This window comes from Bradyrhizobium sp. WYCCWR 13022 (assembly GCF_030435535.1).
Lineage (GTDB): Bacteria > Pseudomonadota > Alphaproteobacteria > Rhizobiales > Xanthobacteraceae > Bradyrhizobium.
Window position 1 is genome coordinate 274698 of record NZ_JAUIZJ010000002.1, and the last position, 24330, is coordinate 299027.

Annotated in this window: 19 protein-coding genes; 11 read left to right on the forward strand and 8 right to left on the reverse strand. The window is 65.7% G+C overall.

Annotation, left to right across the window (positions count from 1 at the left end; translation table 11 throughout):
- Nucleotides 1–76 precede the first annotated feature (76 nt).
- Nucleotides 77–1432, reverse strand: a complete 1356-nt coding sequence (locus tag QY049_RS02305) for a hypothetical protein (protein WP_301268755.1) — start codon at nucleotides 1430–1432, stop codon at nucleotides 77–79.
- 166 nt (nucleotides 1433–1598) lie between these two features.
- On the opposite strand from QY049_RS02305, the gene glmU reads away from it, so the two are divergent.
- Nucleotides 1599–2954, forward strand: coding sequence for a bifunctional UDP-N-acetylglucosamine diphosphorylase/glucosamine-1-phosphate N-acetyltransferase GlmU (gene glmU / locus QY049_RS02310; RefSeq protein WP_301268756.1), 1356 nt, complete (start codon nucleotides 1599–1601; stop codon nucleotides 2952–2954).
- A gap of 20 nt (nucleotides 2955–2974) precedes the next feature.
- Here the strand turns inward: glmU and QY049_RS02315 are convergent, their stop codons facing one another.
- Nucleotides 2975–3193 (reverse strand): hypothetical protein, encoded by a 219-nt coding sequence (locus QY049_RS02315; protein WP_194475845.1) that lies wholly within the window; start codon nucleotides 3191–3193, stop codon nucleotides 2975–2977.
- Nucleotides 3194–3414: 221 nt separating this feature from the next.
- On the opposite strand from QY049_RS02315, the gene glmS reads away from it, so the two are divergent.
- The 4 genes from glmS to panE all read left to right on the forward strand — a co-directional run bounded on the left by glmS (nucleotide 3415) and on the right by panE (nucleotide 8062).
- Nucleotides 3415–5241 carry a glutamine--fructose-6-phosphate transaminase (isomerizing) gene (glmS, locus tag QY049_RS02320; protein WP_258761562.1) on the forward strand — a complete coding sequence of 609 codons (1827 nt, stop codon included), beginning with the start codon at nucleotides 3415–3417 and terminating at the stop codon, nucleotides 5239–5241.
- Nucleotides 5242–5331: 90 nt separating this feature from the next.
- Nucleotides 5332–6102, forward strand: a complete 771-nt coding sequence (locus tag QY049_RS02325) for a DUF502 domain-containing protein (protein WP_301268757.1) — start codon at nucleotides 5332–5334, stop codon at nucleotides 6100–6102.
- Nucleotides 6103–6210: 108 nt separating this feature from the next.
- Nucleotides 6211–7068: an NAD(P)-dependent oxidoreductase gene (locus QY049_RS02330; protein WP_301268758.1), complete on the forward strand. Its 858-nt coding sequence runs from the start codon at nucleotides 6211–6213 to the stop codon at nucleotides 7066–7068.
- 64 nt (nucleotides 7069–7132) lie between these two features.
- Entirely contained in the window at nucleotides 7133–8062 is a 930-nt protein-coding gene (gene panE / locus QY049_RS02335) for a 2-dehydropantoate 2-reductase (protein WP_301268759.1), read from the forward strand.
- Here the strand turns inward: panE and recG are convergent.
- A complete protein-coding gene (recG, locus tag QY049_RS02340) occupies nucleotides 8059–10167 on the reverse strand; it encodes an ATP-dependent DNA helicase RecG (RefSeq protein ID WP_301269252.1) in 2109 nt (702 codons plus the stop codon). The genes panE and recG overlap by 4 nt on opposite strands.
- A 193-nt stretch (nucleotides 10168–10360) precedes the next feature.
- Between recG and QY049_RS02345 the strand changes: the two genes are divergently transcribed.
- The gene (locus QY049_RS02345; RefSeq protein WP_301268760.1) at nucleotides 10361–10651 is read left to right on the forward strand and encodes a succinate dehydrogenase assembly factor 2; all 291 of its coding nucleotides are present in this window, start codon (nucleotides 10361–10363) and stop codon (nucleotides 10649–10651) included.
- Entirely contained in the window at nucleotides 10648–14166 is a 3519-nt protein-coding gene (gene mfd / locus QY049_RS02350; protein ID WP_301268761.1) for a transcription-repair coupling factor, read from the forward strand. The genes QY049_RS02345 and mfd overlap by 4 nt, the downstream gene beginning before the upstream one ends.
- A gap of 133 nt (nucleotides 14167–14299) precedes the next feature.
- On the opposite strand, the gene QY049_RS02355 is transcribed toward mfd, so the two are convergent.
- The 3 genes from QY049_RS02355 to QY049_RS02365 all read right to left on the reverse strand — a co-directional run bounded on the left by QY049_RS02355 (nucleotide 14300) and on the right by QY049_RS02365 (nucleotide 18966).
- Nucleotides 14300–15523, reverse strand: a complete 1224-nt coding sequence (locus QY049_RS02355) for a GGDEF domain-containing protein (RefSeq protein WP_301268762.1) — start codon at nucleotides 15521–15523, stop codon at nucleotides 14300–14302.
- Nucleotides 15524–15608: 85 nt separating this feature from the next.
- The gene (locus tag QY049_RS02360) at nucleotides 15609–17111 is read right to left on the reverse strand and encodes a class I adenylate-forming enzyme family protein (protein WP_301268763.1); all 1503 of its coding nucleotides are present in this window, start codon (nucleotides 17109–17111) and stop codon (nucleotides 15609–15611) included.
- A gap of 4 nt (nucleotides 17112–17115) precedes the next feature.
- Complete coding sequence (locus QY049_RS02365) at nucleotides 17116–18966, reverse strand: extracellular solute-binding protein (protein ID WP_301268764.1); 1851 nt, start codon at nucleotides 18964–18966, stop codon at nucleotides 17116–17118.
- A gap of 257 nt (nucleotides 18967–19223) precedes the next feature.
- On the opposite strand from QY049_RS02365, the gene QY049_RS02370 reads away from it, so the two are divergent.
- Nucleotides 19224–20015 carry an invasion associated locus B family protein gene (locus QY049_RS02370; protein ID WP_258761569.1) on the forward strand — a complete coding sequence of 264 codons (792 nt, stop codon included), beginning with the start codon at nucleotides 19224–19226 and terminating at the stop codon, nucleotides 20013–20015.
- Nucleotides 20016–20111: 96 nt separating this feature from the next.
- Here QY049_RS02370 and hspQ read toward each other — a convergent pair whose 3' ends face one another.
- On the reverse strand, nucleotides 20112–20444 hold the full coding sequence (gene hspQ / locus QY049_RS02375) for a heat shock protein HspQ (protein WP_018317973.1): 333 nt from the start codon (nucleotides 20442–20444) through the stop codon (nucleotides 20112–20114).
- Nucleotides 20445–20550: 106 nt separating this feature from the next.
- Between hspQ and QY049_RS02380 the strand changes: the two genes are divergently transcribed.
- Entirely contained in the window at nucleotides 20551–21504 is a 954-nt protein-coding gene (locus QY049_RS02380) for an AEC family transporter (RefSeq protein ID WP_194475856.1), read from the forward strand.
- Nucleotides 21505–21521: 17 nt separating this feature from the next.
- On the opposite strand, the gene QY049_RS02385 is transcribed toward QY049_RS02380, so the two are convergent.
- The gene (locus QY049_RS02385; RefSeq protein WP_301268765.1) at nucleotides 21522–22706 is read right to left on the reverse strand and encodes a UbiH/UbiF family hydroxylase; all 1185 of its coding nucleotides are present in this window, start codon (nucleotides 22704–22706) and stop codon (nucleotides 21522–21524) included.
- 128 nt (nucleotides 22707–22834) lie between these two features.
- Between QY049_RS02385 and pcsA the strand changes: the two genes are divergently transcribed.
- Nucleotides 22835–23560 (forward strand): phosphatidylcholine synthase, encoded by a 726-nt coding sequence (pcsA, locus tag QY049_RS02390; RefSeq protein ID WP_194475858.1) that lies wholly within the window; start codon nucleotides 22835–22837, stop codon nucleotides 23558–23560.
- Nucleotides 23557–24282 (forward strand): TerC family protein, encoded by a 726-nt coding sequence (locus tag QY049_RS02395; protein WP_301268766.1) that lies wholly within the window; start codon nucleotides 23557–23559, stop codon nucleotides 24280–24282. Before pcsA ends, QY049_RS02395 begins: the two co-directional genes overlap by 4 nt.
- Nucleotides 24283–24330: the final 48 nt, after the last annotated feature.

Here is a 24330-nt window from a genome sequence, read left to right on the forward strand (position 1 = left end):
CAACTGGCCGCGGTCATTTGAGAAGCGCCCTCTCGGGCGAGTCGCTGCGGTCTTTCAATCAAACGCCCTGATCGTCTCACCGTCTGAAGAACGACGATATCGTCGAACTCGCCGAGGCGGTCTCGGGCTTGGCTTGAGCAGCCGGCTGGGGCGCTGGTGCGGGCGCCGGCTCCTCGCGCCTTGACGAGCGCCTGGAGGAATAAGTGCGGCGGTGCTTTTCGGGCTTGGCGGCGGGCACGGGCGCAGGGGCGGTTTCACTTTGTGGGACCGAGTCCTGGCTCTTTTCCGAATTCTTGTCCTGGTTCTTGTCCGAGCCGCCGCGCATCGACAGGCGCTGGCCGTCGAACACCGTGGTCTCGCAATGGCGGTCGTTCTCGGCAAGGCCCGCGCAGAGCTTTGCGGCGGCGGCGGCATTGATCAGGGGGCCGGCGCCCAAGTGAAGCTGCATCCCGAGGCCATTCTTGCCTTCCTTGATCATGATGATCGGCCGCAGCGCGGCGACCTCCGGATGGGACTTGCTCAGGCCGCGCCAGAGCGCGCGCAGGCCGTCGACGGAATTCGCGCCGCCGAGATCGATGGCAAAGCGGGTCTGCTGCACCGTGATCGCGGGGGACTCGGCTTCGGTTGCCTCGGGCGGCTTGGCAGGTGCTGCGGCGACTTCGGTTGGCGCGGGCGCTGCGTCGGACTTCGTCTCGACGGCCTTCTCGGTCGTTTCCGGCTGGATCAGTTTCGACGCGGCCGGATCCGGTGGCGCCATGATGGATTTCGATGGCACCAGCGGAAGGATCGGAATCGCCGAGGTCGTCGCCGGCGACTGCGGAACGAGCGAGGCGGCGGATGCGGTTTGGGGCGGGCCCGATTGATCCTTCGCGGCCTCCTTCGAGCCGTCCGTGGGCCCCTTGCCGGCATTTCCGCGCGGCTTGTCGACCAGCGAGGCGGCAGTCGATGCGACCGGTGCGACGTCCGGCGCCGGGGTCGCGGGCTGAGCGGCGGCGACGGGGGCGTCCTGCGGCTTCGAGGCCGGCGTTTGCTGCGACGTCGCATTCTGCTTGGCGATGGCACCGGTGACGGAATCGAGCCCCTGCTCGAGCACCGTGACGCGCGAATAGAGCCGGTCACGATCGGTGTTCAGCGTCTCGATGGCGGAGGCGAGGCGACGGGTTTCGAGCTGGCTTTCCTTGGTCAGCACCTGGAGCCGGTCTGACTGGCGGGCGAGGTCGGCGGAGGCGACCTGATCGCGCCGCCAGCCGAGCTGGGCCTGGTTGGCCATCACGGCGACCACGACGGCGCCGACGGCGGCCACGCCCCAGGTGCCCAGGCGCCACAGCATGCGGCGATCGAACGTGCTTTCCTCGGCCAAAAGTCCGGAGAACAGCCCTCCGGTCTCCTTGTCGCCGAAGGCATCCGCCAGTGGGTCCGAATCCTTTGCCATGAACGTTGAGTGCCCAGCCCTGTCCGGCGTCCCCGAATCAATCACGGAACATTAACAGGAAAACCCGTGCGCACTTGAATTCCGGGTGTTTGCGGGGGTAGCAAGGCGGCGTCCGCTCGCCGCCCGTCGGTGAACGATCGATTCGGCCTTATTTGACAGGATTGCGATGACCGCCCGCTCAAGCCTCACGATCGTGCTCGCCGCCGGCGAGGGCACGCGCATGCGATCGAGCGTGCCGAAGGTGCTGCATCCCGTGGCTTCCCAAACCCTGCTCGCCCATGTGCTCGGCGCCGCACCGACGGGAACCGGCACGGCGCTCGCCGTCGTGATCGGTCCCGATCATCAGGCGGTTGCCGACGAGGCGAAGCGCATCCGTTCCGACGCGCTCATCTTCGTGCAACGCGAGCGCCTCGGCACCGCGCATGCGGTGCTGGCGGCGCGCGAGGCGATCGCGCGCGGCGTGGATGATGTCCTGATCGCCTTCGGCGATACGCCGCTGATCTCGGCCGAGACGTTTGCGCGGCTCCGCGCGCCGCTCGCGAACGGTGCTGCGATTGCCGCGCTCGGCTTCCGTGCGGTGGATCCCACCGGCTATGGCCGCTTCATCGTCGAGGGCGACCGCCTGGTCGCGATCCGCGAGCATGCCGACGCCGGCGCGGAGGAGCGCAAGATCGATCTGTGCAATGCCGGCGTGATGGCGATCGACGGACGGCGCGCGCTCGCGATCCTCGACAAGATCGGCAATGCGAATTCCAAGGGCGAGTACTATCTGACCGATGCGGTCGGAATCGTCCGCGACATCGGATGGGAGTCCGTGGTGATCGAGACCAGCGAGGACGAAGTGCGCGGCATCAACACCAAGGCCCAGCTTGCGGAAGCCGAAGCCGTGATGCAGACGCGGCTGCGCAAGGCTGCGATGGAGGCCGGCGTCACGCTGGTCGCCCCTGAAACCGTCTATCTCGCCGCCGACACCGTGTTCGGCAAGGACGTCACCATCGAGCCGTTCGTGGTGATCGGCCCCGGCGTGTCGATCGCCGACGGCGCCGTGATCCATTCCTTCTCGCATATCGTCGAGACCACGCTCGGCAAGAGGGTGTCGATCGGCCCCTATGCGCGGCTGCGTCCCGGCACCTCGCTCGGCGACGGCGCGCGGATCGGCAATTTCGTGGAGACCAAGGCGGCGACGCTGGAGGCCGGCGTCAAGGTCAACCATCTCTCCTACATTGGCGATGCCACCGTCGGCGCCAATTCCAACATCGGCGCCGGCACCATCACCTGCAACTACGATGGCTTCAAGAAGCACAAGACGGTGATCGGGCAGGGTGCCTTTGTCGGCACCAACTCCTCGCTGGTCGCGCCGGTGAAGATCGGCAACGGCGCCTATATCGGATCAGGCTCGGTGATCACGCGCGATGTGCCCGACGACGCGATGGCGCTCGAGCGCAACCAGCAGACCATCCGCGAGGGCGGCGCGGCGCGCTATCGCGAGATGAAGACCGGCGGCAAAAAAACCGAGAAGTAGCCGGCGAAGTCAGCGGGCGCTCATTCGTCTTCGGCGAACTCGGAGAAGATGGCGCGCGTCAGGCGCCAGCCGCGCGGCTTGGCGCGCTTGATCGGCTCGCCTTCCGGATGCTTCACGAAGACAGGCTTGCTTTCCTTGCCGCGCTGGGGCGGGGGCCAATGCGCAAGGTGCGTGCCGGAGGTCTCGCTGGCACGAATATACATCGAAGACAGACCTTTGCGGTCGGACGTGGCTTTCATGGCCCTGATCTCCCGGGCTCGAATCGTTGGCCAAACTTGTTGACGCTGGGTTAATGCGTGCGGTTAAAGGCAAGCCAAATCGACGCAGGCTCGGGATTTCCGTCGGCGAATGCTGTCGCAATCGGTCATAATTATTGAGTATCTGGTTCCTTAGGAACTTCGCTAAAAACCGAGCGCGTCGTTTAGGCGATTTTTCGACGATTTGGGGGATAGTGATCCGCATGTGCGGGATTGTCGGCATTCTCGGGCGCGAGCCGGTTGCAGAGCAATTGGTGGATTCGCTCAAACGTCTCGAATATCGCGGCTATGATTCCGCGGGCGTCGCCACGCTTGAAGGCAAGCATCTCGAGCGCCGCCGCGCCGAGGGCAAGCTGAAGAATCTGGAGAAGCGGCTGGAAGCCGAGCCGCTCAAGGGCACCACCGGCATCGGTCACACCCGGTGGGCCACCCACGGCAAGCCGACCGTCAACAATGCGCATCCGCATGCGACCGAGCGCGTTGCTGTGGTTCACAACGGCATCATCGAGAATTTCCGCGAGCTGCGCGAGGAGCTCGAGAAGAACGGCACGGTGTTCCACACCGAGACCGATACCGAGATCGTGCTGCATCTCGTCGACGACCTCCTGACCCGCGGCAACAAGCCGGTCGAAGCGGTGAAGCTGACGCTGGCTCGCCTTCGCGGCGCCTTCGCGCTCGGCTTCATCTTTGCCGGCGACGACGATCTCATGATCGGCGCCCGCAACGGCCCGCCGCTCGCGATCGGCTATGGCGACGGCGAGATGTATCTCGGCTCGGACGCGATCGCGCTCGGCCCGTTCACCGACACGATCAGCTACCTCGAGGACGGCGACTGGGTCGTGCTGACCCGCAAGAGCGCCACGATCTTCGACAAGGACGGCCAGGCCGTCGCGCGCGACAAGATCCGCCACGCCGCTTCGACCTCGCTGGTCGACAAGGCGAATTACCGCCACTTCATGGCGAAGGAGATCCACGAGCAGCCGGAAGTCGTCGGCCATACGCTGGCGCGCTACGTCGACATGGCGACCGAGCGTGTCTCGCTGCCGGTCAAGCTGCCGTTCGACTTCAACGACATCCAGCGCATCAACATCACCGCTTGCGGCACCGCGAGCTACGCCGGCATCGTCGCAAAGTACTGGTTCGAGCGCTTTGCGCGACTGCCGGTCGAAGTCGACGTCGCCTCCGAGTTCCGCTACCGCGAAGCGCCGCTGCGCAAGGGCGATCTTGCGATCTTCATCTCGCAATCCGGCGAGACCGCCGACACGCTGGCCGCCTTGCGCTACGCCAAGGCCGAGGGCGCACACACCGTTGCCGTCGTCAACGTGCCGACCTCGACCATCGCGCGCGAGAGCGAGACCGTGCTGCAAACGCTGGCCGGCCCCGAGATCGGCGTCGCCTCGACCAAGGCCTTCACCTGCCAGCTCATGGTGCTGGCGAATCTGGCGATTGCCGCCGGCAAGGCCAGAGGCGAATTGTCCGAGCAGGACGAGACCAGGCTCGTCCACGGCCTCGTCGAGGTCCCGCGCCTGATGTCGGATGCGCTCACCACCGAGCCCCAGGTCGAGAAGCTCGCGCACCGGATCGCAAAATCCCGCGACGTGCTCTATCTCGGCCGCGGCACCAGCTTCCCGCTGGCACTGGAGGGCGCGCTGAAGCTGAAGGAAATCTCCTACATCCACGCCGAGGGCTATGCCGCCGGCGAGCTCAAGCACGGCCCGATCGCGCTGATCGACGAGACCATGCCTGTGGTGGTCATCGCGCCCCACGACCGCGTGTTCGAGAAAACCGTCTCCAACATGCAGGAGGTTGCCGCCCGCGGTGGCAACATCATCCTGATGACCGACGCCAAGGGTGCGGCGGAGGCGACGGTGGATTCGCTCGTCACCATCGTCATGCCCGACATGGCCGCGGCCTTCACGCCGATGGTCTATGCCGTCCCGGTGCAGCTGCTCGCCTATCATACGGCCGTCGTGATGGGCACGGACGTCGACCAGCCGCGCAACCTCGCCAAGTCCGTGACCGTGGAATAGGCAAGGGGGAATCCGGCCGGGACGCTTCGTGATCTTCCAAAACCTGCTAGAAGACCCTAGCTTGTGCGAAGCGACCGACCTGGAACCCGAATGACCGCCCGCGACGACGCGCCTGCGCCTCTTGATCCCGCCCCGGAACCGCATACCGGCCTGATGGGCCGTTTCCGCAATTATTTCCTGACCGGACTGATCGTCACCGGTCCGATTGCGATCACGCTGTACCTGGTCTGGTGGTTCGTCACCTGGGTCGATGGCGTGGTGCGACCCTTCGTGCCGCTGGCCTATCGGCCGGAAACCTATCTTCCCTACGGCGTTCCCGGTTGGGGACTGATTGTCGCATTCTTCACGCTGACCCTGGTCGGATTCCTCGCGGCGAACCTGATCGGCCGCACGCTGGTCGATGTCGGCGAGACGTTCCTGGGCCGGATCCCGGCCGTGCGTGCGATCTATCGCGGCCTGAAGCAGGTGTTCGAGACGCTTTTTTCGGGCAAGGGATCGAGCTTCCGCAAGGTCGGCCTCGTCGAGTTTCCATCGCCCGGCATGTGGTCGATCGTGCTGATCTCGCAATCGCCGAGCGAGGACATCGCGCGAAGCCTGCCGGGGCAGGAGGAGCATGTCTCGGTGTTTCTGCCGTGCTCGCCGAACCCGACCACCGGCTTCTTCTTCTACGTGCCCAAGAGCAAGATCATCGAGGTCGACCTCAGTGCCGAGGATGCCGCAACGCTGATCATGTCGGCCGGCGTGGTGCAGCCCGGCTCCGCGCCCGACCCGAAGAAGGCGGCTGCGCTCGCGGGCATGGCCAATGCCGCGCGCATTGCCGACGCCTCCACGCTCCAGCCCGAGCCTGCAAAGGTGGAGTAGGGCTATTCCCCGGCGGGATGGCCTGGGGTCACGCGGGCGCTCGCGTCGTCTGCTAATGTTCCGGTCGAAACTGAGCGTCGCGCTCGGAAGTCGAACTGGAGTGTCCCGATGTCGAAGACCATTGCGATCCTCGCGCCCGGTGCCATGGGCAGCGCGGTGGCGCGACGCTTGAGCGAAAACGGCGCGCGGGTGCTGACGTCGCTCAAGGGGCGCAGCGAGGCGACGCTGAAGCGGGCGGCGGATGCCGGCATGATCGGCGCCGAGGACGATGCGATCGCGGATGCCGACATCATTCTTTCGATCGTGCCGCCGGGCGAGGCGGTGGCGCTCGCCGAGCGGCTGGCGGCCCTGATCGTGAAGCGTGCGAAGAAGCCTGTCGTGGTCGACTGCAACGCCGTCAATGTCGATACGGTGAAGCGGATCGAGGAGATCATCGGATCGGCGCAGGCGCCCTTCGTCGACGGCGGCATCATCGGCTTTCCGCCGCAGCCGGGCGGCAAGAGCCCGGCCTTCTACATGTCCGGAGAGCACGCCGGGGATCTCGCGGTACTGAGGGATTTCGGGCTCGATCTGCGCATCGTCGAGGGGCCGGTCGGCGCTGCCTCCGCGCTCAAGATGTCCTACGCCGGGATCGTCAAAGGTCTCGCCGGCATCGGCTCGGCCATGGTGGTCGCTGCGACCAAGGCAGGGGCTGCCGATGCGCTCCGCGACGAGCTCGCGCTCAGCCAGCCCGCGATCCTGGCGCGGCTCGAGGTCGCGCTCCCTGACATGATCCCGAAGGCCTATCGCTGGGTTGCGGAGATGCAGGAGATATCAGGCTTTCTCGGGCCGGATCATCCGGCCAGCCAGATCTACGAAGGCTTTGCCAAATGGTTCGAGCATCTGGCCGCCGACGCGAAAGGCGAGGCGGTCGATGCGTCGCTGTTGAAGGCGTTCGCCGCCAGTATCGCGGAGAAGAAGGCCTGATCCTCAGTTATTCGGCAGCCAAAGCCTTGGCTGACCTGTCCGGGAGCATGACGCAGGAGCTGGAATGAGAGTGCTGGTGATCGGCGCGGGAGCGCTCGGCGGTTATTACGGAGCTTGCCTGGTCCGAGCAGGCGCCGACGTTACGTTTCTGGTGCGATCCGCCCGGGCCGAGCAATTGCGGCGGGATGGATTGAGGGTCAAAAGCCCGCATGGCGATTTCGCCGTGCAGCCGAAGCTCCTCCAGGCAAATGAGCTCGAGGAGCCGTTCGACGTCGTGCTCGTCGGCGTAAAGGCCTATTCGCTCGACGACGCGATGGATCAGTTCGCCCCGGCGGTTGGCGCCGGCACGATGATCTTGCCGATCCTGAACGGCTTGAAACATATCGATGCGCTGACGGCGAAGTTCGGCGCCGCGCACGTTCTCGGCGGGCTTGCGAATGTCAGCGCAGGGCTCGATGCGGATGGCCGCGTCGTTCAGTTCATGGCCAATCAGACGATTGTCTTTGGCGAGACCAGGGGAGCGCTGAGCGATCGCACGCTTGCTCTGGAAAAGCTGCTCGATGTCCCCGGTATCGACGTGCGCGCCAGCGAAGCGATCATGCAGGACATGTGGGAGAAGTTCGTCCAGCTCTCGACGCTCGCCGGCATCACCTGCCTGATGCGCGCGAGCATCGGGGACATCCTGGCTGTGCCGAACGGCGAGCAATCGATCTTCCGCCTGTTCGCGGAATGTTGTGCCGTTGCGACGGCTTCCGGCTTTGAACCGCGCGCCCCGTTCATCGAGTTCGACCGCAAACTGTTCACGACGCTGGACTCGCCGCTCAAGGCTTCCATGCTGCGCGATATCGAGCGCGGCTCGATCACCGAGGCGGAGCATATCCTCGGCGACATGGCCAATCGGGCCCGCAAGCTGAATATCGACACGCCGCTGCTGGATCTCGCCCGGGCGCATGTCGCCGCCTACGAGGTTGGACGACGAAGGGCCGCGAGCTAGCCCGCGCCGATCAACGGGATCGCCTCGTCCCGCTCGTAGAGATACAGCAGGCAGCGCAGCGCCTCGCCGCGTTCGCCCTCCAGCTTCGGATCGTCCTTCATGATCCGCAATGCCTCGTCACGGGCCTGGGTGATGAGCTGGCCATGCACCTCCGAGCGCGCGATGCGGTAGCCGGGCAGGCCGCTCTGGCGCACGCCCAGCACGTCGCCTTCGCCGCGCAGCTTCAGGTCCTCCTCGGCGATGCGAAACCCGTCGGTGGTCTCGCGGATCACCTTCAGCCGCGCCTTCGACATTTCTCCGAGCGGCTCGCTGTAGAGCAGAATGCAGGTCGAGGCCTCCGAGCCGCGTCCGATGCGGCCGCGCAACTGGTGCAGCTGGGCAAGTCCAAAGCGCTCGGCATTCTCGATCACCATGATGGTTGCCGCCGGCACGTCGACGCCGACCTCGACGACGGTGGTCGCGACCAGAAGGCCGATCTCGTGCGCAGCGAACTGGCCCATCACGCGATCCTTCTCGGAGCCCTTCATCTGGCCGTGGACGAGGCCGGCGCGATCTCCAAAGCGCCTTTGCAGGCTTTCGAAACGCTTCGTCGCATTGGTGAGATGCTCGGTGCCTTCGGCCTCGGATTCCTCGACCAGGGGGCAGATCCAGTACACCAGCTTGCCGGATTCCAGCGCGCGTCCGACGCCGTCAATGACCTCGCCGAGCCGGCTCATGGCGACGGCGCGGGTGTCGATCGGCTGGCGGCCGGCTGGTTTTTCGCGCAGCTCCGAGATGTCCATGTCGCCGAAATAGGTCAGCACCAGCGTGCGCGGGATCGGCGTGGCGCTGAGCACCAGCACATCGACGGCTTCGCCCTTCGATGTCAGCGCCAGCCGCTCGCGTACGCCGAAGCGGTGCTGCTCGTCCACGATCGCGAGCGCGAGATCTCTGAAGATCACATCGTCCTGGATCAGCGCATGGGTGCCGACGAGGAGATCGATCTCGCCTGCGGCAAGCTGCGTGATGATCTCGCGCCGCTCCTTGCCTTTTTCGCGGCCTGTGAGGATCGCCACCCGCATGCCGGCCCGCTCGGCGAGCGGCACTATGGTCTTGATGTGCTGGCGCGCCAGGATTTCGGTCGGGGCCATCAGCGCGGCCTGCTTGCCGACTTCGGCGACGGCCGCGGCGGCCAGCAGCGCCACCACGGTCTTGCCCGAGCCGACGTCGCCCTGGAGCAGACGCAACATGCGTACGGGCTGCTTCAGGTCTTCGGCGATGGCGGCCGCGGCGTTGCGCTGGGATGGCGTGAGCGCATAGGGCAGGGCGTCGATGATCCTGTTGCGAAGATGTCCGTCGCCGGCGTTGCGCACGCCGGCGGGCCGTCGCAGTTGTGCGCGGATCAAGGCGAGCGCGAGCTGCCCGGCGAGCAATTCGTCGAAGGCGAGGCGGGACCAGAAGCGCTGGTCGGGCAGGATGTCCGTGAGCTCGACCGGCTGGTGCACGCGATGGAGCGCTTCCGTAACAGGCGGGAAATTGCAGCGGCGCAGCACCTCCGGGCTGATCCATTCCGGCAGCGCGGGCAGCTTCTGCAGCGCCTGCGCAATCGCGCGGCGCAGCGAGCCGAGCGCGAGGCCCGTGGTGAGCGGGTAGACCGGATCTATCCCGGAGAGCTTTGCGATCGCGTCCTCGTCGAGCACGCGGTCGGGATGCACGATCTGCGGGATGCCGTCGTACATCTGGAGGGTGCCTGAGACGTAGCGCTTCTCGCCTGTTGGCAGCAGCTTCTCGACATAGCCCGGCTTGGCGCGGAAGAACGTCAGCACGACATCGCCGGTGTCGTCGCTGGCATAGACCAGATACGGCGCGCGCGGATTGCGCGGCGGAGGCGGGCGGTGGCGATCGACCGTGACCTCGAGCGTCGCCATGGTTCCCTGCACCGCATCGCGGATCTTCGGCCGCGCCCGGCGGTCGATGACCTGGCTCGGCAGATGCAGCAACAGGTCGACCAGCCGCGGCGTCTCGCTGCGGCTGAGCAGGTATTGCAGCAGCTTGTCCTGCTTTGGACCGACGCCGGGCAGGCTGGTCACGGGAGCAAACAGCGGATTGAGCAGGCTGGGGCGCATTCTCGCAACATTCGTCATGCGCGGGCTCGACCCGCGCATCCATCTTTTCAAGGACGATGGATTGCCGGGTCAAGCCCGGCAATGACAGTCCCCAAACAATTGCAAGAACAAAGGGCTGACACGGCAGGTTCGAGTGGCTATATCACCCCGGCCCGGCACGTCCGGGCTTTCGGCGTTTGACTGGATTTGAGACATGACGGGAACGACACGATCGAGCAACGGGCTGGACGACCGCCGCAAGCGGCTGCTGTTCCGCTGCTGGCACCGCGGCACGCGCGAGATGGACCTGATCCTCGGCCGCTTCGCCGATGCCGAGATCGGCAACCTGTCTGAGGTCGAGCTGACCGAGCTCGAGACCCTGCTCGAGGTCAACGATCCCGATCTCTATGCCGCCATCACGGGTGACAAGCTGCTGCCAGCCGACGTCAACGGCGCGTTGTTCGCCCGCATCAAGGCGTCTCCGATTGCGGACGGCGACTTATGAAGCTGGGCATGAAATCTCCGGCCGAGCTGCTGACGCCCGGCCGCGCGCTGACGCTTGCCAATGTTGCCGAGGGCGCCGAAGGCCTTATCGTCTCCGATCTCGCGCGGGCCGTTGCGGCGCGGCCGAAGAAGCCGGCCGTCAGCCTTGCGGTCGTCTGCCGCGACGGCGGACGCATGCAGCAGCTCGAACGGACGCTGCAATTCTTTGCGCCCGATCTGCCGGTGCTGACCTTTCCGGCCTGGGACTGCCAGCCCTATGACCGCGTTTCGCCGCATGGCGGCATCCTTGCGCAGCGCCTGACAACGCTGGCACGGCTCGCCGCGCTCACCGGCAGTGACAAGCCGCTGATCGTCCTGACGACGGTGAACGCCGTCGTGCAGCGCGTACCCGCGCGCGAGCTGGTCGCCGCCCAGGCACTCTCGGTCGCGCCCGGCAATGTCGTGCCGATGGACACCATCGTCGCCTGGCTCGAGCACAACGGCTACAACCGTTCCTCGACCGTGCGCGAACCCGGCGAGTACGCCGTGCGTGGCGGCATTCTCGATCTGTTTCCGGCCGGGCTCGAGCAGCCTGTTCGCTTCGACTTCTTCGGCGACAGCCTGGAATCGATACGCTCGTTCGATGCCGAGACGCAGCGCACGCTGCTCGACATGCGCTCGCTCGATCTTGTGCCGATCTCGGAATTCCAGCTCGTCACCGATACCATCCGCCGTTTCCGCATGGGCTATGTCGCCGAGTTCGGTGCGCCCGAGCGGGACGATGCGCTCTACGAGGCCGTCAGCGAAGGCCGCCGCCACCCTGGTATGGAGCACTGGCTACCGCTGTTCCAGGACCGCATGGACACGCTGTTCGATTATCTGCAGGGCGCCGCGGTTGCGATCGAGCCGCAGGCCGAGGACGCCGTCCGCGAGCGCTTCAAGCAGATCCAGGACTATTACGAGGCCCGCCGCGATGCGATGGAGCATCCGGGCGGTGGCGCCATCTACAAGCCGCTGCCGCCGGATCGGCTCTATCTGACCGAGGAGGAGTGGGGCAAGCGCGAACGCGACATGCCGCTGATCCGGCTGACGGCCTTCTCCGTGCCGGCCGACGGCACCAGCGTCGTCGACGCCGGCGCGCGCAAGGGCCGCGACTTTGCGCCCGAGCGTAACGATACCACGGTCAACGTGTTCGAATCCGTCGTCAGCCACGTCATGGCGCTGCAAGCCCAACGCAAGAAGGTCGTGATCGCGCTGTGGAGCGAAGGCTCGCGCGACCGCATGACCTCGATGCTGCGCGATCACAAGCTTGCTCACACCACCAGCGTCAACGCCTGGCGGACGGTGCAGGCAACCCCGCGCAACGAGACCATGCTGGCCGTGCTCGGGCTCGAAAGCGGCTTCGAGACCGACGAGATCGCTGTCATCAGCGAGCAGGATATCCTGGGCGATCGTCTGGTGCGGCCGCGCAAGGCGAGCCGCAAGCTCGACAATTTCATCTCGGAGGTCACGAGCCTCACCGCCGGCGACATCGTCGTCCACGTCGATCACGGCATCGGTCGCTTCATTGGCCTGCAGACCCTCGACGTCGCCGGCGCGCCGCATGACTGTCTCGAGCTGCATTATGCCGCCGAGACCAAGCTGTTCCTGCCGGTCGAGAACATCGAACTGCTGTCGCGCTACGGCTCCGACCAGACCACGGTCGAGCTTGATCGCCTTGGCGGCTCCGGCTGGCAGACCCGCAAGGCCAAACTCAAGAACCGTATCCGCGAGATCGCAGGCGAGTTGATCAAGATCGCCGCCGCGCGCCATCTGCACGAGGCGCCCAAACTGCCGGTGCAGCAGGGCCTCTATGACGAGTTCTGCGCGCGTTTCCCTTATGACGAGACCGAGGATCAGCTCGGGGCGATCGAATCCACGCTGAAGGACCTCGAGCTCGGCCGTCCCATGGACCGGCTGATCTGCGGCGACGTCGGCTTCGGCAAGACCGAGGTGGCGCTGCGCGCCGCGTTCGCCGTCGCGCTCGAAGGCAAGCAGGTCGCGGTCGTGGTGCCGACCACGCTGCTGGCGCGCCAGCACGCCAAAACCTTCACCGAGCGCTTCAAGGGCTTTCCGGTGAATGTGGCGCAGGCCTCGCGCCTGGTCGCGACCAAGGAGCTCAACCTGGTCAAGAAGGGCATCGCCGACGGTTCGGTCGATATCGTCGTCGGCACCCACGCGCTGCTCGGCAAGGCGATCAAGTTCCGCGATCTCGGCCTCGTCATCGTCGACGAGGAGCAGCACTTTGGCGTCACCCACAAGGAGCGACTGAAGGCGCTGCGCTCCGAGGTGCATGTGCTGACGCTGTCGGCAACCCCGATCCCGCGCACGCTGCAATTGGCGCTCACCGGCGTCCGCGAGCTCTCGATAATTGCTTCGCCCCCGGTCGATCGCCTGGCGGTCCGCACTTTCGTTGCCCCGCACGATCCGTTGATGATCCGCGAGGCGCTGCTGCGCGAGCGCTATCGCGGCGGCCAGGCGTTCTACGTCGTGCCGCGCATCGACGATCTCGCCGAGGTCAAGGATTTCCTCGACAAGAACGTTCCGGAGATGAAGGTCGCGGTCGCGCACGGGCAGATGCCGCCCGCGGTGATCGAGGACATCATGACCGCGTTCTACGACGGCAAGTTCGACATCCTGCTCTCGACCACGATCGTCGAATCCGGCCTCGACATTCCCAACGCCAACACGCTGATCGTGCATCGCGCCGACATGTTCGGTCTCGCCCAGCTCTACCAGCTCCGCGGCCGCGTCGGCCGATCCAAGCTGCGGGCCTATGCGCTGTTCACGCTGCCGGCGCAGCAGAAGATCACCGCGCAGGCCGAGCGGCGGCTCACCGTGCTGCAATCGCTGGAGACGTTAGGCGCGGGCTTCCAGCTCGCCTCGCATGACCTCGATATCCGCGGCGCCGGCAATCTTTTGGGCGAGGAACAGTCCGGCCACATCAAGGAGGTCGGTTTCGAGCTCTACCAGTCGATGCTGGAGGAAGCGATCGTCAACCTCAAGGCCGGCGTGTCCGAGCCCGCCGCGGACCGCTGGTCGCCGACGATCACCATCGGCATGCCCGTGCTGATCCCTGAGGATTACGTCGGCGATCTCTCGGTGCGCCTCTCGCTCTACCGGCGCCTCGCCGATCTCGACAGCGAGGAGGAGATCGAGAATTTTGGCGCCGAGATGCGCGACCGCTTCGGCGTGCTGCCGGACGAGGTGCGCTATCTCTTCAAGGTCGCCGCGATCAAGGCGTTCTGCCGCCAGGCCAATGTCGAGAAGATCGATGCGGGTCCAAAGGGCGCCGTCATCACCTTCCGCGACAATTCCTTCGCCTATCCCGATCGCCTGGTGTCGTTCATCAAGAGCCACGGCCAGGCCGCCAAGGTGCGGCCCGACATGAAGGTGGTGTTCCTGCAGGATTGGCAAACCCCGGAAGAGCGTCTCGCCGGCACCACCGAGATCATGCGGCAATTGTCGCAGCTCGCGCAGAAAAAGAAGGCGGCGTGAGAGCTATCGCTCTCGCCACGTCATTGCGACGAGCTCCTGCGACGAAGCAATCCAGAATCTTTCCGCTGAGAGATTCCGAATAACTTCGCTTCGTTCGCAATGACGGAGGCTGTTGAGGCAGTCGGCCAAAAAGCTAGGACGCCGCCCGCGACGCGTCCGCCGATAGCCGGCCCAGCAACGACCTCGCCGTATCCGATGGCGACAGCGAATCCACTGATACGACGGGATCGCTGCGCATCTCGTGCTTGCCGTTGGACGTGTGCTTCATCACCGCCGACAGGCGGCGGGCGATCATGTGCGCCGTCCGGAAGTCGGTTTCGGCGAACACCACGATCACCGAGCCGTCCTTCTGTGCCGCGCCAAAGTCCATCTGCCGCATCAGGCGGCTGAGGATGCGCGCGGCATCGAGCTGCGCGCGGGCATTGCCGGGATCGAAGGCGAAGCGCGCCACCGACAGGCCGCCGCCGCGCGCGAGCGTCTGCTCCACGGCCTTGGAGAAATCGCGGGCAAAGGCTTCGACCGTCAAGAGACCGCTGCGCGGATCGAGCCAGCCGCCGGCGTCGATCGAGCGCAGCGTCCGGCTCAATTGCGCTTCCATGGCGTGCTGGCGGATCAGCGGCAGCGCGTTGGCCGCGACCTTGGCGGGCTCGCCCGCGATCAGCTCGAGGTTGGGCAGATCGTAGCTCTGGGTGAGCTGGTGCGCGGTGACGACCACGGGCAGGTTGCGGAAGCGGGTGTCCTCCGCGAGCACGGTAAGGAAAGCGTCGGTGACGCGCGGCGTAAATCCGTCGGAGAGCACGACGCCGTCGATGTCGCGGGTGTTGAGATGCTTGGCCGCGGCCTCGATCGAGAGCGCGCCGACGACGCCGGTACGCTCGCCGAGCGCGACGGAGAGGGCAGGATAAGCAGCGCCGCGGCCGATCAACAGCACGATGGCATCGCGCACCGGATCGGCCTCCGGCAGTGCCACCTTCGCCTCCGGCAGCCGGCGCAGCACGGTGGCATGCAGCGTGCGGACGCGAATCGCGGCGCGCAGGCGCGCGATCAGGCGTTCGGCAGCGTTGCCGCGCGTGGAGAACGGCAGCGCGTTGTGGGGTAGCGTGGCCTGCGCATCGAACGCGACCAGCGGGAGATACAGCGGCTGATCGGCGATCTTCTTTGCGAGCAGGGGCATATGTGCTTCGTGCCCGCCGGACATCGCGGCGAGGACCGCGGCCGGCTGCACCTGCTCGACGGCACGTGCGGCGCTCGCCCAATCGGTGTCGACGACCGGGAACAGACGGGCCTCGTCCAGCGCCGCAATGAAGGCGGGGCGCTCGGTATTGGATACAAACAGGATCGGGCCCGCCTGGGACATCAGGAAACTCTGATCACGCAATCGACGCTGCGCAATCTAGTCCGCTCGCCTTAATGCAGCGTCAATGTTCCCTGCGAAACTGTTCCTAGACCGGGCCTGAGCGGTCGCGAAAAGCCTCGACCATCAGGGGGTTAAGGCCAAGTTCGCTGAGCGCCTCGCGGGCGCGGGCATTGTCCTGGGCCCGGCCCGCCAGCCGATGGCCGGAGAGGCGGTCGGGCAGGGCGGTGAGCAGCGCACCCTGGCCGAGCCGGCGCGCCCATTCCTGGAGGTCGTTGGACAGGAAGCGATAGCCGCCGACGGCCATGATGCCTGATGGCGGCGCGGTGATGCAGATCGCGCCGCTGGCCCGGTCGATCCGGGCGGCATATCCGGTATCGACATAGTCGCGCGGCGGCTGCGCCGTCAGCGTCTCGCCGACCGGCTGTGGTGGCGCGTAGGCTGCGATCGGCACCATCGGGCCGCGCAGGCCGAGCGTGCCCTTCTGGGTCAACAGGATCTCGCCTGCGATCGACGACCCCGCCTGCTCGCGCGGCGCCCCGTGCGGCCCGGGCATCACCGCGACAGGGACGCCGTCCTCGCCGCGCCGGGCGCCGAACAGACCGGCTTCGCCGAACAGATAGATGTCGGTGAGCGGCGCATGCGGCGCGATCCAGGCTTCGCTCGCCGCCACCTGCTCCGGCGCGCGCCACAGACCGATGACGTTGCGCAAGGTCGGCATCCGCGCCGCCAGAGCGGAATCGCCGAGGCGCAGCGCGAGCTGGGCCGGCGCGATCAGCACGTCGCATTCGTGCTCGTTGATTTGCTGCTCGAGCACCTCGCCCTCGAAGGGATGATGAAGCGCCAGCGTGCCGCCGCACAGCAGCCACACCGCGAGCGAGGAAGCGAGGCCGGCGAACGACATCGGCGCGAACGCCGACATCACGGTCGCGCCCTGCTGGATGTCGGCTTCCAGCGACATCGCAAGGCCACCTGCGATCAGGCTGAAATGCGGCCGCGGCACCGGGCGGAAACCCTCTGCCGTGACGTCGAAGGAGATCATCGCCGCCTTGCGGCCGTCCTGGATCACCGCGCGCGTGGCACCGGGCGGACGCGCCAGCACCTCGTCGAGAGAGGCCATGCCCTCAGGCAAATCGGTTCCGAAGCCGAACACGTGGCGGATCGAGAACGCCTCGGCGGCTGCGTGCATGGCAAGATCGGCATAGCTGATGCCGTCGACCTTGCTCATGGTGACGATGGCGCGCGCCGCGGTGCGGTTGAGCGCGGCTGCAAGCTCCGCCTGCCGCCACAGCAGCGGCAGCACGGCGACAACGAGGCCGGCGCGATGGGCCGCCAGCACCGTCAGCACGAACTCGACCGTCGCGGGCAACTGGATCGCGATCACCGAATTGGCCGGCAAGCCCGATTCGACGAAATGCGCCGACAGTGCCTCGATGGCGGTGTCGGCTTCGGCGTAGGTCATCCGCCGCGGCTGGTGCCCGGTGATGCGGGATTTGTTGAGAGGATCGAGCAGAGCGGGCGCGTGCGGCTGCCGCATCAGCGTCCGCTGGAACAGGGTGTCGAGCGTAGGCGATACGGCTTGCTGGTTCACGGCGTCACTTCGCTGGACTGGCTTGAGGCACACCCTTCGCCCACCAGGTCTCCGGCAGGTAGCCGGAGAGTGCGGTGGTCGATGGTCGTTCTATCCGATTCCAGCGCGCGATCCATTGCTCGGATACGTTAAACAGGGGGATTGTGTAGAAGCCCGCCATCAGGGCGCGGTCGAGTGCCCGCACCGCCGAGACAAATTCCCCGTGATCGCGGGCCTCCAGCAGGGCCTTGATCATGGCGTCGACGGCGGGATCCCTGGCGCCCATGTAGTTGCGGGTGCCCGGATTGTCCGCGGCCGCGCTGCCCCAGTAAAAATACTGCTCGTTGCCGGGCGAGAGCGACTGGTCCCATCGGTTCTGGATCATGTCGAACTCGTAGGACAGCCGGCGCTGATCGAACTGCACGGGATCGACGGTGCGCACGCTCGCATCGATGCCGGCGCGCTTGAGGTCCCGCTGGAAGGCGAGCGCGATGCGCTCCTGGTCGCGCGTCGTCACCAGCATCTCGAAGGTGAAGGGCGCCTTCGTGGTGCGGTTGCGCAGGATGGTACCCTCGAGATCGTAGCCGGCGTCCGACAGCAACTTCAGCGCCGCGCGCAGCGTGGTGCGGTCGCGTCCCGATCCATCGGTGACCGGCAGGCGGTAGCTGCCATCCATGATGTTTTCGGGGATCTGCGCGGCGAAGGGTTTCAGGAGCTCGCGCTCACGCGCATCCGCTGGCCGCCCATAGGCCGAGAGGTCGGAGCCCGCGAAATAGCCGGCGACGCGCGAATAGAGCGAGAAGAAATAGTTGCGGTTGACCAGCTCGAAATCGAACAGCTGCGTCAGCGCCTGGCGCACGCGGATGTCGGCGAAGATCGGACGCCTGGTGTTGAACACCAGGAATTCCGAGGGCTGCGGCAGGCCGGGCTTGAAGGTGTCGCGGATCACCTCGCCGTTTTTGGCGGCCGGAAAATCGTAGCCCTCGTGCCACCGCAACGGCTCGTTCTCGACGCGGAAATCATAGAGGCCGCGCTTGAAGGCTTCGAACTGGCCGTTGCCCTCGCGGTAATAGTCGAGCCGGATCTCGTCGAAGTTGAAGAGACCGCGATTGATGGGAAGATCGCGGCCCCAATAATCGGGATTGCGCGTCAGCGTGACGCTGGCGCCGGGCTTCACCGCGGTGACGCGGTAGGGGCCCGAGGCGATCGGACCGGTCAGCGTCGTCTCCTCGAAGGTCGCGACATCGACCGCGTGCTTCGGCAGGATCGGCATCAGGCCGAGGATCAGCGGCAGCTCGCGGTCGTCGGCGCCGGTGAGGTCGAAGCGGACGGTGAGGGGATCGGTCGCCTCCGCCTTGGCGACCTTGGCGTAATATTGCCGGAGGTTCGGACGGCCATGGTCACGCAGCAATTGCCAGGAGAACAGCACGTCCTCGGCTTGCACCGGGTTGCCGTCGGAGAAGCGGGCGCGGGGGTCGAGACGGAACGTGACGTAGCTCCGCTCCTTGTCGGTCTCGACGGTCTTGGCGAGCAGGCCGTAGAGCGTGAATGGCTCGTCCTGGCCGCGCGCCATCAGGCTCTCGACCACATAGGCGCGGATCGGCTGCACCGCCAATCCTTTCACGATGAATGGATTGAGACTGTCGAACGTGCCGAGAATGCCCCAGGTCAGCCGGCCGCCCTTGGGGGCATCGGGATTGGCGTAGGGCATGTGGGTGAAATCGGCCGGCAGTGCCGGCTTGCCATGCATGGCGATCGCATGGGCCTCCTCGGCCCGCGCTGCATTGGCCGTAAGGATCAGGACGAGACTGCAAAGGCGGACAAGGCTGCAAAGGCGGACGCTTGGGCCCTCGAGCAGGCGTTGGAACATGAACATTCGGACACGTTGATTCGAGGGGCGTGCCCTGAATCCTATCACAGGGATTTCACTGGGCGCCCGCCCGGATAGGGGCAAAGACGCTTGTCGGCATTGATCTTTCCGTCGACCACGTTAAGAAGGCACGCAATCGCGCAGGAGCGCCGAGCCCGTCACTTATCCGCCTCAATTGACGGGGAGAGAGCCGCGCCCAAGGCGGCTTGGTTCGGTGCTTCGGAGCGGTTCGGGCACTTCCCGTTCAGAAAGGGTTTTCTGCAATGAATTTCCGTTATTTGGCCGCGTCCGTCCGGCCGCGCGGGCGACTTCTCGCCCTGTTGACGGCGACGGCATTGGTCGTCCCGTTTGCCGCTGAGGCCCAGGCGCCCGCACCGAAGGCTGCCCCGAAAGCTGCTCCGAAGGCTGCCCCCAAGGCTCCGGCGCCGGCTCCACAGGCCCAGCAGGCCCCGGCGCAGCAGGGCGCTCCGGCGGCTCAGGGCGCCCAGCCTGCGGATCAGCAGATCCAGCTGATCTACGCACCCTGGACCAAGTTCTGCCTCAAGGGCCAGGAGGCCAACGCCAAGCAGGTGTGCTTCACCGGCAAGGACGGCCGCATCGAATCGGGCCAGCCGGTCATCGCGGCCGTGATCATCGAGCCGGAAGGCGAGCCCAAGAAGATCCTGCGCGTGACGCTGCCGCTCGGCATGCAACTCGTGCACGGCACCCGCATCATCGTCGACAACAATCCGCCGCTGCAGAGCCCGTACGTGATCTGCTTCCAGAACGGCTGCATGTCGGACTACGAGGCGACCCCCGAGCTCATCGCAAACCTGAAGAAGGGCCAGAATCTCGTTGTCCAGGCGATCAACGCCAATGGCCAGCCGCTGACCCTGCCGTTGCCGCTCACGGGTGAATTCCAGAAGGCCTATGACGGTCCGCCGACCGATCCAAAGGTGTTCGAGGAAAACCAGAAGAAGCTCCAGGAAGAGCTTCAGAAGAAGGCTGAAGAGCAACGCAAGAAGCTCGAGCAGAGCGGCGGCGCGCCTGGTGCGCCTCCGGCCGCCCAGAAGTAATCGGGCCAAATCCCGGACATGAAAAAGGCGCTTATCTCGAGCGCCTTTTTTGCTGACCGCGTGACGGCGGTGAAACTCAGGTCAACGGAGCTCGGCTCAGTTCAGCGACGGATTGCGCGGGCGGTAGCCGCCGTCCTTGTTCTTGATGAAGATCTCGGCGACCTGGGAGTGGCGGATCGGCTCGCCGGACTCGTCGGGCAAAAGGTTCTGCTCGGAGACGTAGGCGACGTACTCGGACTCCGCGTTTTCCGCGAGCAAGTGGTAGAACGGTTGGTCCTTGTGGGGCCGCACCTCTTCGGGGATCGACAACCACCACTCCTCGGTGTTGTTGAATTCCGGATCGATGTCGAAGATCACCCCCCGGAACGAGAAGATCCGGTGGCGCACGACCTGTCCGATCTGGAATTTGGCTGTCCGCGCTTTAATCATCCTTCGTCGATAGACCAGGATTGTGGCCGATGCTAGTGCCCTGATCCGGAATTAACCCGCGGCTGCGCGGCAGATAGCTCCCAAATCCTCAGAAAACACTTCATCAATGGTCGATATCCTCAACCTGGCGCTACCTTATTTCGGCTTGATCTTCGTTGGATTCGCCTGCGGCAAGGCCAAGTCGCTGCCGGAATCAGGCCTCGCCTGGATGAACTTCTTCCTGCTCTACGTGTCGCTGCCGGCGCTGCTGTTCGCGATCATGTCGAAGACGCCGTTTTCGGAATTGAACAACCCGCCGTTCCTGGTCGCGACCACGCTGTCGACGGTTGCGGCGTTCACCATCGCGCTGGTCGTCGGCAAGGTGCTCGGCGGGCTGTCCCTGCGCGAGGCGACGCTCGCGGGCCTCTCAGGCGGCTACGGCAATATCGGCTACATGGGCCCGGGACTGGCGCTCGCCGTGCTCGGGTCGAAAGCGGCGGCGCCGACCGCGCTGATCTTCTGCTGCGACAGCATCTTCCTGTTCACCATCGTGCCGCTGCTGATCGAACTGTCAGACCGCGATCATCCTTCGATCGTTCACGCCTTCGGCGTCGTACTGAAGCAGATCGTGCTCAACCCGCTGATCATGTCGGCCTGCTTTGGCGCAGCGGTGGCTGCGCTCCATATCGAGCTGCCGGTGGCGCTCGACCGCACCATCACCTTCCTCCAGAATGCGGCGGCGCCGACTGCGCTGTTCGTGCTCGGCGTGACGGTGGCGCTGCGGCCGTTCGACCGCGTGCCCTGGGAGGTGCCTGGCGTGATCGCGGTCAAACTCCTGATCCATCCGCTCGCGGCATTCGGCCTGATGCTGGCATTCGGTCCGTTCGCACAGCCCTGGGCCGCGACAGCCATCCTGATGGCCTCGCTGCCGCCGGCGCTGAATGTGTTCGTGATCGCCCGGCAAAACGATGCGTGGATCGAATCCGCCTCCGTCGCCGTGCTGCTCGGCACGTTTGCATCCGTGGTCACGCTGACCAGCGTGATGTGGCTGCTTCAAACCGGGCGATTGGTGTTTCCGTAGATCCTACCTGCGCCAAACTACCTGCGCCAAGTCGGCGTCAGCCCTTCGCGCATCGCAAAGCGCCGGAGCGGGCCGATGGCGCCGAGCAGGTGCATGCCGACGGCGCGGACCGGCTGGAGCGGCAGGAAGTCGTTGAGCAGCGAGCGATTGGCGATGTCGATCGCAAAAGTCCGGCTCAAAATGTCGGGCCGGCGTGCCCGATCGTAACGCCTGAGCACATCAGCCGCGCCTGGATCCTGCTCCGATGCGACGGCTTCGCCGGCAAGGCGGGCAATGTCGGCTGCATCCCGCAAGCCGAGATTGAGGCCCTGGGCGCCGATCGGCGGAACCACATGGGCGGCTTCGCCGACCAGCGCGATGCGGTCGCGCGCGAACGATTGCGGCCGTTCGATCGCGAGCGGGAACATGTTGCGGCCGGGCTCGACCGTCATCCGGCCGAGGATCGAATGCGACTGTTTCTCGATCGCGGCGGAGAGTTCCTCGTCGCTGAGAGCCCGAAGCCGCTCGGCTTCCGCGGGGGCAGAGACCCAGACGATGCTGCAGCGGTTGCCGGGCAGGGGTACGAACACACAGGGCCCGTGCGGCGTGTGGAACTCGGTCGACACATTGCGATGTGGCCTGGCATGGCTGACGTTGAAGGTCAGGGCGGTCTGCGTCAGGTCGCGCCGCGTGACCGCGATGCCGGCCGCCTCCCGGCACAGCGAGTGCCGGCCGTCGGCGCCGACCACGAGCCGGGCCGAGAGGAATTGCCCGGACGCCGTGCGGATGGCGACGTCATCGGCTTCGATGACGGCGCTCTCGGCCTCGTCGTCGAAGCGGACGAGATTGGGCAGCTCGGCCGCGCGCGCTTCCAGCGCCAGCATCAGCGAGCGGTTGTCGATGTTGTAGCCGAACGCGTCGCGGCCGATCTCGTGACAGGAGAACCGGACCTCCGGCGCGCGGAACAGCCTGTTGGTGTCGTCGACGAGGCGCATCACTTCGAGGGCGGCTGCCTTGTCCTTGCAGCGAGGCCAGACGTCGAGGCTCTCCAGGAGATCGACCGAGGCGCCCAGCAGCGCGGTGGTCCTGTTGTCGGCATAGGGCAGGCGCCGCGCCACCAGCGCGGTTCGCGCCCCTCGCTGCGCCAGGGCAATTCCGGCCGCAAGGCCGGCCGGTCCACCGCCGATAACGCTTACGTCAAAGAGTGTCGGTGCGTCTGTCATGTCACGACATTTGACACGCCCCGCGGCAAATTCAAGCCCACCTATTTTGCCTGATTTTATGACTGATAGCGCGGCGCAATGCCGCGACGGCGGATGTGCAAACCGGTCCCGTTCTGGTAGCAGAAAGCATGGACAGCCAAGAGGATTCCCTCAAGCCGACCCCCGCGATCCGTGCCGCGGCGTTCTCGGTGCACATCTTCACCGCCTTCGGCGCGGCCATCGCGCTGCTGGCGATGCTGGAGGCCGTGCGCGAGCACTGGGCGGCGATGTTCGGTTGGCTGGGCGTCGCGCTCATCATCGATGCGATCGACGGGCCGATCGCGCGCCTGCTCGACGTCAAGAACGTGCAGCCGAACTGGTCGGGCGATGTGCTCGACCTCGTGGTCGATTTCGTCACCTATGTGTTCGTGCCCGCCTATGCGATCGTGGCGAGCGGCATGCTGCTGCCGGTGGCGGCGCCCTTGCTCGGCATCGCCATCATCGTCACCAGCGCGCTCTATTTCGCCGATCTGCGCATGAAGGCGGACGACAACCATTTCCGCGGCTTTCCGGCGCTGTGGAATGCGGCGGCGTTCTATCTGTTCCTGCTGCACTGGCCGCCGCTGTCGTCGACGCTGCTGGTCGCAGCCCTCGTGGTGCTGACCTTCGTGCCGTTCCACGTGCTGCATCCGGTCCGCGTCGTGCGGCTGCGCTGGCTGACGATGTCGCTGATCGCGCTATGGGCAGTGCTCGGGTTCTATGCGCTGGAGATGGATTTTCGCGTCGGCGCCGGCGTGACTGTCGCGCTGTGCGCGATCGCGCTCTGGATCGCCTTCAGCGATGCATTGATCCGGTTGGTGAGGTCCTTCACGTGATGCATTTGTTGACCAGCCCCGAGGCCTGGGCCGCGCTGCTGACCCTGACTTCGCTCGAGATCGTGCTCGGCATCGACAACGTCATCTTCCTGTCGGTGATCGTCTCGCGCATTCCCGAGCCGCAGGCCCATCGTGCGCGCCAGATCGGGCTGGCGCTGGCGCTGGTCTTCCGCATCATCCTGCTCAGCGTGCTGGTCTGGCTGATCGGCCTGACGGCGCCGGTGTTTTTGCTCGCTGGCTACGATTTCTCGTGGCGTGACCTCATCCTGATCGGCGGCGGCCTGTTCCTGATCGCCAAGGCAACCCACGAGATCCACGCCGAAGTCGACGCCGACGACGAGGAGGGCGAGGGCAAGTCCGCTCGCAGCGCCTTCTTCTGGGTGATCGCTCAGATCGTCGTCATCGACATCGTGTTCTCGCTCGACTCGATCATCACCGCGATCGGCATGGCGCAGGACATTGAGATCATGATCGCGGCCGTCGTGATCGCCTGCCTGATCATGTACATTTCGTCCGGACCCGTGGCGCGATTCGTCGCGGAACATCCGACCACCAAGATGCTGGCGCTGGCATTTCTGGTGTTGATCGGCGTCGCCCTGGTCGCGGACGGATTCAAATTCCATATCCCGCGCGGCTACATCTATTTCGCAATTGCGTTCTCTGCGGCGGTGGAATTCTTCAACGTGCTGGCCAAGCGCAACCGCAAGAAAAAGCCCGGCTAGCCGCTCCGGCTGGCGTCGAGTTGACAAGGCAAGCGCTATGTCTTTCGC

What these genes read in the sequence shown, in the direction of transcription:
- QY049_RS02325 (WP_301268757.1), top strand. Translation starts at nt 5,332, where the DNA reads ATGACCGCCCGCGACGACGCGCCTGCGCCTCTTGATCCCGCCCCGGAA.
- QY049_RS02380 (WP_194475856.1), top strand. Translation starts at nt 20,551, where the DNA reads ATGGTCGATATCCTCAACCTGGCGCTACCTTATTTCGGCTTGATCTTC.
- QY049_RS02305 (WP_301268755.1), bottom strand. Translation starts at nt 1,432, where the DNA reads ATGGCAAAGGATTCGGACCCACTGGCGGATGCCTTCGGCGACAAGGAG.
- QY049_RS02385 (WP_301268765.1), bottom strand. Translation starts at nt 22,706, where the DNA reads ATGACAGACGCACCGACACTCTTTGACGTAAGCGTTATCGGCGGTGGA.
- QY049_RS02370 (WP_258761569.1), top strand. Translation starts at nt 19,224, where the DNA reads ATGAATTTCCGTTATTTGGCCGCGTCCGTCCGGCCGCGCGGGCGACTT.
- QY049_RS02365 (WP_301268764.1), bottom strand. Translation starts at nt 18,966, where the DNA reads ATGTTCATGTTCCAACGCCTGCTCGAGGGCCCAAGCGTCCGCCTTTGC.
- QY049_RS02345 (WP_301268760.1), top strand. Translation starts at nt 10,361, where the DNA reads ATGACGGGAACGACACGATCGAGCAACGGGCTGGACGACCGCCGCAAG.
- QY049_RS02315 (WP_194475845.1), bottom strand. Translation starts at nt 3,193, where the DNA reads ATGAAAGCCACGTCCGACCGCAAAGGTCTGTCTTCGATGTATATTCGT.
- pcsA (WP_194475858.1), top strand. Translation starts at nt 22,835, where the DNA reads ATGGACAGCCAAGAGGATTCCCTCAAGCCGACCCCCGCGATCCGTGCC.
- hspQ (WP_018317973.1), bottom strand. Translation starts at nt 20,444, where the DNA reads ATGATTAAAGCGCGGACAGCCAAATTCCAGATCGGACAGGTCGTGCGC.
- mfd (WP_301268761.1), top strand. Translation starts at nt 10,648, where the DNA reads ATGAAGCTGGGCATGAAATCTCCGGCCGAGCTGCTGACGCCCGGCCGC.
- glmU (WP_301268756.1), top strand. Translation starts at nt 1,599, where the DNA reads ATGACCGCCCGCTCAAGCCTCACGATCGTGCTCGCCGCCGGCGAGGGC.
- recG (WP_301269252.1), bottom strand. Translation starts at nt 10,167, where the DNA reads ATGCGCCCCAGCCTGCTCAATCCGCTGTTTGCTCCCGTGACCAGCCTG.
- QY049_RS02330 (WP_301268758.1), top strand. Translation starts at nt 6,211, where the DNA reads ATGTCGAAGACCATTGCGATCCTCGCGCCCGGTGCCATGGGCAGCGCG.
- QY049_RS02355 (WP_301268762.1), bottom strand. Translation starts at nt 15,523, where the DNA reads ATGTCCCAGGCGGGCCCGATCCTGTTTGTATCCAATACCGAGCGCCCC.
- glmS (WP_258761562.1), top strand. Translation starts at nt 3,415, where the DNA reads ATGTGCGGGATTGTCGGCATTCTCGGGCGCGAGCCGGTTGCAGAGCAA.
- panE (WP_301268759.1), top strand. Translation starts at nt 7,133, where the DNA reads ATGAGAGTGCTGGTGATCGGCGCGGGAGCGCTCGGCGGTTATTACGGA.